This is a genomic window from Psychrosphaera sp., from assembly GCF_982872775.1.
Genome location: NZ_CEYNSH010000071.1, coordinates 1 through 6,374 on the forward strand (window position 1 = coordinate 1; position 6,374 = coordinate 6,374).

The 6,374-nt window shown below is 38.7% G+C and carries 10 protein-coding genes; 8 read left to right on the forward strand and 2 right to left on the reverse strand.

The window, feature by feature from the left end:
• The 4 genes from AC4E96_RS13580 to AC4E96_RS13595 all read left to right on the forward strand — a co-directional run.
• Positions 1-1,084, forward strand: a 1,084-nt coding sequence (locus AC4E96_RS13580; protein ID WP_490256203.1) for an alpha/beta hydrolase-fold protein, incomplete at its 5' end; no start/stop codon positions are given.
• 231 nt (positions 1,085-1,315) lie between these two features.
• Entirely contained in the window at positions 1,316-1,693 is a 378-nt protein-coding gene (locus tag AC4E96_RS13585) for a MerR family transcriptional regulator (RefSeq protein ID WP_490256204.1), read from the forward strand.
• Positions 1,694-1,749: 56 nt separating this feature from the next.
• Entirely contained in the window at positions 1,750-2,139 is a 390-nt protein-coding gene (gene merC / locus AC4E96_RS13590; RefSeq protein WP_490256205.1) for an organomercurial transporter MerC, read from the forward strand.
• Positions 2,127-2,345, forward strand: coding sequence for a GDCCVxC domain-containing (seleno)protein (locus tag AC4E96_RS13595; protein ID WP_490256206.1), 219 nt, complete (start codon positions 2,127-2,129; stop codon positions 2,343-2,345). The genes merC and AC4E96_RS13595 overlap by 13 nt, the downstream gene beginning before the upstream one ends.
• A 42-nt stretch (positions 2,346-2,387) precedes the next feature.
• Here AC4E96_RS13595 and AC4E96_RS13600 read toward each other — a convergent pair whose 3' ends face one another.
• Both AC4E96_RS13600 and AC4E96_RS13605 read right to left on the reverse strand, forming a co-directional pair.
• Complete coding sequence (locus AC4E96_RS13600; protein WP_490256207.1) at positions 2,388-2,999, reverse strand: tyrosine-type recombinase/integrase; 612 nt, start codon at positions 2,997-2,999, stop codon at positions 2,388-2,390.
• Between the two features lie 75 nt (positions 3,000-3,074).
• Entirely contained in the window at positions 3,075-3,464 is a 390-nt protein-coding gene (locus AC4E96_RS13605; protein WP_490256208.1) for a Cd(II)/Pb(II)-responsive transcriptional regulator, read from the reverse strand.
• Between the two features lie 79 nt (positions 3,465-3,543).
• Between AC4E96_RS13605 and AC4E96_RS13610 the strand changes: the two genes are divergently transcribed.
• The 4 genes from AC4E96_RS13610 to AC4E96_RS13625 all read left to right on the forward strand — a co-directional run bounded on the left by AC4E96_RS13610 (position 3,544) and on the right by AC4E96_RS13625 (position 6,242).
• On the forward strand, positions 3,544-4,200 hold the full coding sequence (locus tag AC4E96_RS13610; RefSeq protein WP_490256209.1) for a cation efflux transmembrane domain-containing protein: 657 nt from the start codon (positions 3,544-3,546) through the stop codon (positions 4,198-4,200).
• Between the two features lie 12 nt (positions 4,201-4,212).
• Positions 4,213-4,953 (forward strand): transglutaminase-like domain-containing protein, encoded by a 741-nt coding sequence (locus AC4E96_RS13615; protein WP_490256210.1) that lies wholly within the window; start codon positions 4,213-4,215, stop codon positions 4,951-4,953.
• Positions 4,934-5,821 carry a cation diffusion facilitator family transporter gene (locus tag AC4E96_RS13620; RefSeq protein ID WP_490256211.1) on the forward strand — a complete coding sequence of 296 codons (888 nt, stop codon included), beginning with the start codon at positions 4,934-4,936 and terminating at the stop codon, positions 5,819-5,821. The genes AC4E96_RS13615 and AC4E96_RS13620 overlap by 20 nt, the downstream gene beginning before the upstream one ends.
• A gap of 79 nt (positions 5,822-5,900) precedes the next feature.
• Positions 5,901-6,242, forward strand: coding sequence for a hypothetical protein (locus AC4E96_RS13625; protein ID WP_490256212.1), 342 nt, complete (start codon positions 5,901-5,903; stop codon positions 6,240-6,242).
• The last annotated feature ends 132 nt before the right edge of the window (positions 6,243-6,374 follow it).

Sequence of the window (6,374 nt, forward strand, 5' to 3'; positions counted from 1 at the left end):
TGGGCACAGTGAGACATTATTTTCAAAATCTTTAAACGAAAAACGCCAAATTATGGTTAGTTTACCTGAAGGTTACGATGAAAGCGGTTATTCCTATCCGGTTTTATATTTTACCGACGCCAATGTTCATTTTGAGATAATGGTCAGTACTGTCAACTTTCTTCAGTCCGCCGATATTATTCCGCCAATTATTCTGGTTGGTATTGTTAACGGCCCGAACCGAACTCGAGATTTAACACCCAATGTGTTTAGCGAAAAAGATCTTGCGCATCCATGGTTTCAAAAGGTGGAATTTGGTGGTGCCAGCAAGTTTTTGGCCTTCGTTGAGAAAGAATTAATTCCACACATTGACAAAAAGTACCGAACAAGTGAATTTAAAGTGCTATCAGGGCACTCGTTTGGAGGTCTTTTTAGTTTCTACACTTATGTAAACAAGCCAAATCTTTTTGATGGGATAATGGCCATCAGTCCCTCACTAGCTTGGGATGATGAGCGCATTATTAAAGAAGCCAAACAAATGATTGAGGACAAGTCACTGCCTCAGAAACCTTTATTTATCAGCAAAGGAAACGAACAAGGTACGACAATTACGAGCTATCAGTCACTTAAAAGCCTATTTGAGAGCAATTCGTCATACCCAATGACATCAAAAGAGTTTCCCGACGAAAGCCACCTCACGGTGGTATTTGACGCCCAGTATCATGGACTTAAAACAATATTTAAGGAATGGGAATTACCATACGTGGAAGGTGCCAAAGGTTTAGATGTCGTTAAGGCACATAATAAAAAAGTCAAAGAAGCTTACAATATTGGCTTTTCTTCGGAAAGCTGGCTTATCAATCTCGGCAACAGCCTTTATTACAAGAAAGATTACGCTGCAGCAATTGAAGCCTATGAGCACAACATCCGCTTATTCCCCAAGGTTGCTTATTCATATTTCCAACTGGCAAAAACGTTTGAGGCAATGGACGAGCAGGAACTGGCACAGATCAATTATGTAAAAGCCAATGACCTTGTACCAGCGACTCACCGTTTTAAGTCACTGTACGAAGCGGCAGTACAAAAAACTAAAAGCGCGGACTAGCGTTTACTTTACTAGACCGGATACACGCACAGAAAATCATGGCCGCTCTGCAATAGTCGGGATTTGAGTTGAGCGTTCGGTAGCTTAAGTTGTTGAGGTTGGTAGGCAGGATTGTACGTGTTTCTGCCACTCACTAGTAGCTAGCACAAGGACTGAATTGAGCGATTAACGGAAGTTCAGCTTTTATCTAATAGTGATAAAATGATGCTAGTTGTTTAAGAGGAGCTGCTTATGAAAACCATTGGAAAGCTGGCTAAAGAATTAGGCATTAACGTAGAAACTGTCCGATTCTATGAACGTAAAGGACTTATTGTACAGCCACTAAAGCCTGATAGTGGTTATCGCATCTATGGCAACACACAATTCAATCAACTTAAATTCATATTAAAAGCTAAAGCATTGGGCTTTACACTTGATGAAGTCGCTTCACTCATGTCGATGAGTGGAAACTGCGCTGACGTCGAATCGATGGGATTACACAAGCTTAAGCTGATCCGAGAAAAAATTGCCGATTTGCAACGGTTAGAAAAAGTGATTCAAGATATGACAATTTCTTGTAAAACCAACCAAGACCCTAATTTCTGCCCAATAATAAATTCACTCAATTAGCTGTTGACTCCGTACCTATGTACGGAGTTTATAATACCTCAAAAGTAGAGGTAATTATGATTAATAAAACTTTAGATAAAGTAGGCTCTGGTGGCGTTTGGCTAGCCGCACTTAGCTGCACAGCTTGTTTCCCCGCACTTGGTTCACTTGCATCAGCTTTAGGGCTTGGTTTCCTATCACATTTTGAAGGAATAGCGGTTAATACTCTATTACCATTGTTTGATGCACTCGCCTTTTTGGTCAACTCGTACAACTGGTATCAACATAAGCATGTGGTAAGAGGCATATTAAGTGTAGTTGGCCCAATTGCAGTATTGCTGGCACTTTATCCGTTGTGGCAATGCGACTGGAGCACTTACTTATTTTACTTTGGGATCACATGGATGATATTCATGTCAGTGTTGGATATCGTTAAGCCAGCTAAGGAACCCATATGCAAGATATAGAGTTAGAATCTAAGATTACCTGTCCCGAATGCGGATTTAGTAAGGTGGAGACCATGCCAACAAACGCCTGCCAGTGGTATTACGAATGTGATGGATGCAAAGCGCTACTCAAGCCGTTAAAAGGTGATTGCTGCGTTTTTTGCTCCTACGGGACAGTCAAATGCCCACCAATTCAAGAAGGAAGTAGTTGCTGCAAAAAATCTTAAGGTCTGCTACTGGCATGAGGCAGAATATCTGCCTCATTTTATTTAGACTTCAATAGACTCTGAAATTTCCAAGGCATCATCAACTTCAATACTTAAGTACCGAACTGTGCTTTCTAACTTCTTATGACCAAGAAGCAATTGAACTACTCTTAGGTTCTTTGTTTTTTGGTAAATTAGATAAGCTTTGGCTCTTCTCATTAAATGAGTGCTGTAAAGCGAGTAATCGAGACCTAGTTTTTCAATCCAGCCACTGAAAATACGATTATATTGCCGAGTGGTTATTTGGTCTGAGTTATGAATTCTAGACTTAAAAAGAAAATCACTTGGCTTTAATTTTGCCTCATGTATCCATCGCTGAATTGATTCTCTCGGCCCTTTAGTGATTTCAAACTGTACAGGCGTATTAGTCTTTTGTTGGATTATATGTGCTCTAGGCGAGACAGACTGACCATAAGCGACATCAGATACTTGCAATTTTACTAAATCACAGCCTCTCAACTTACTATCTAGAGCTAAATTAAAAAGTGCTAGATCACGAATTTTATCTTCTAGCTCAAGCCGAATTCGTATTCCCCAAATATGTGACACTTTGAGAGTTTTACGTTGGCCTATTACTTTACCTTTGTTCCATGGTGACGTCTTTAACTGATTCATATTAAACTCTCCGCTTATTAGGAAATTAAAGTATGGCAATCAGTTAAGAGCGAAAAGGAGACACTGAAGTTTCAGTTACACGTCTAGCGTTTTCATTATGCCGCATCTTTCAACGGTATTGTCTGAAGAGCAAGCTTTATTCATTATTTGAAGTTCCGATTTCAACGCTTTTAATTCTTTTAAACGCTGGTTGACTAAATCAAGCTGGTTTGCAATTAGGTTATTGATTGAAGAACAACTTTCTTCTGGTTTGTTCTTAAGAGCAAGCAAAGTCTTGATATCTGACAAAGGTATATCGAGGCTTCGACAATGCTTTACGAACTCTAACTCTTTGAGAGCTTTTTCATCATATAGCCGAAAATTTCCTTCGCTACGGCTGGGCGGACTTAATAAACCTTCTCTTTCGTAATACCTAATTGTTTGTATTGAACAGCCCGATAACTTGGCTAGTTGGCCTATTTTCATATTAATTTAATTCAAGCTTGACCCTATAGCAACTATAGAGTCTATGATTAAACTATACAAGCTAATAGGAGTTTGAAATATGAGCAGTTGTGGTTGCGAAGTCGAATTAAAAGACGCAAAACAAAAGTATGTGCTTTATTGGTTACTTGGTATCAATGCCTTTATGTTTTTTGTTGAGATTACCGTTGGTTTATACGCTAATTCGACTGCATTGATAGCAGACTCAATGGATATGCTCGCTGATGCTATTGTCTATGGTATTGCTTTATATGCCGTAAGCAGATCCTTAAAGCATAAAGCCAATGCAGCCCTTATTAGTGGTTACTTTCAGCTAACACTCGGATTACTGATAATCTTTGACATATTAAGAAGAGTAGCCGGAGATGGTGATCCTCACTCTTGGTTTATGATCGGCTTTGGTTTTGTAGCACTAATAGTAAACGTCATTTGTTTAGTTTTAATAAGAAAACATAACAACGGTGAAGTGCATATGCGTGCCAGCTGGATATTTTCAGCCAACGATGTGATTGCAAATATGGGAGTTATTGCTGCTGGTGTGTTGGTGATGCTGCTTGATTCTCGCTGGCCTGACATTGTCATTGGTAGTGTGATTGCAATCCTAATTTTAAGAGGGGCTTACCTAATTATTACTGATGCTAAGAAAGAGCTTAATAAGGCAGAGTCAACAGGCGAAAACGATAGCTGTAGTGGAAGTAAATCAAAATCATGTTCCTAAGGGAGATTGATAATGAAGGCTAATTATTTAGAGAAAACACAAATATTAGACTTTGATGATCACACCATACAATTGCTAATAGCCGAGCGAAATTGGCACACTTTAGATGATTACAACAAGATAGGTACTACTTACACTTATGTTAAAGATGAAATTCAGTTCGGATATAACCGCAATGATGATATAGCAGCAAGTGAAGTTTTGGCTGATGGCTATGGTCAGTGTAATACCAAGGGTAACTTGTTAATGGCGCTATTGCGGGCGCTCGGTATTCAATGCCTTTTTCATGGTTTTACGATTAATCAACAGCTCCAAAAAGGCGCTATTCCCGCTTACGTGTTTTGGCTTGCACCTAAATATATTATCCATAGCTGGGTTGAAGTCTTTTTTGATGGTGAATGGATCAACTTAGAAGGCTTTATCCTCGACCATGATTATCTAAGCTCAGTTCAAGCTAAATTCAGTCAAGATAAAGGTAGTTTCTGTGGATATGGTATCGCAACCACCTGTTTAGAAAACCCAGAGACCGAGTGGACTGGAAAAAATACATACATTCAAAAGGAAGGCATTCATGATGACTTTGGTTTATATAATTCGCCAGATGAATTTTACAGCGAAAAAGGTACTAATTTGTCTGGAGTAAAACGCTGGTTATATCAATCGGTGGTTCGTCATCTTATCAATGTGAATGTCAATCGCCTGAGAAATGCTAGCAACCAAAGTAGAGGTGAAAATGCACAGCCACAATCATAGTCACCATCATGCACACGATAAAAATGAACGCATTGGTTGGACATTTTTTCTAAATGTTACTTTTACCATCATTGAATTCATCGGTGGTTGGCTTACCAACAGTACGGCAATCATGGCTGACGCAGTTCATGATTTAGGTGACAGCATATCTATAGGCTTTGCTTGGTTGTTGAGTCATTTTTCAGATAAACAAGCATCGTCGACTTACAGTTACGGTTATAAGCGATTGTCATTATTTGGTGCCTTAATAAATAGCATTGTTTTAATTGCTGGCTCTATCTTTATTTTGGTTGAGGCAATTCCTCGGTTATCTAACCCAGAAATGCCAATGGTAGAAGGAATGCTAGGATTGGCGCTACTTGGGGTTATAGTAAATGGTTATGCCGTATATAAGCTTAAGGCGGGAACCACATTAAACGAAAAGGTATTAACATGGCATCTATTAGAAGATGTCCTTGGCTGGGTTGCTGTCCTTATCGTATCAATTATCTTGATGTTTGTGGATTGGCCTATTTTAGATCCATTGTTATCTATCGCTTTTACACTTTTTATTTTATTTAACGTTCTAAAAAACTTAAGGTCTACGCTAGCATTATTTTTACAAGCGTCACCTGATAAAGAAACACAAGCCAAGATAACTGAAGCCCTACTTTCGAAATCTGAGGTGAGAGAAGTTCATCACTTGCACTATTGGTCTTTAGATGGCGAAAGTCATGTGTTAACTGCACACCTTGTCTTGAATGAGCCATATGATGTACCTAAGTTACAATCACTCAAGCAAGTAATTTCTGAAGACTTACGCGGTTTTGATTTGTCGCATACCACCATTGAGTTTGAATTTCCCTATGAAATTTGCAGAGATGAGTAACATTTACACTGATTAACTGGCTTAGATTTGTACTCAGAAATTTGTTACATTACCTGCGTCTAATGAAGAGAATAGAATATTGAACACCAACATTGCTTTAAAAATACTGCTGATTATATCGATTGTTTTGCAATCGTTCGTCGCTGTATCTGCAAGCATGGAAAGTCATCAATTAGACGTTGAACATCTACAAACTATTCATGACCACGAAACAGATCATTCTCCTCAATTAGATAAAGATAACGAACACGATATCGAGGACTGCCACCATTGCGGACACTGTAGCGGCAATCATACCAGTTGGATTTTGGTGAAAGCATTTACACCAAACCTGTCTTTAAATGATTCACATAACTTCAAAAAATTAACTATATTGCCTTTGGGTATTTCAACTAGGCTCTATCGACCACCTATCGCTTAACTTTGTTCCATACAGTGCGCTATCGCGCAAACACAATTTGGTTTAATAAAAGTTAAGAGTCATTATGAATAATATTTTTCGAACTACTGGCGTAGCGTTAGTAGTCATTCTTGCTGTGTTTTCAATAAACAC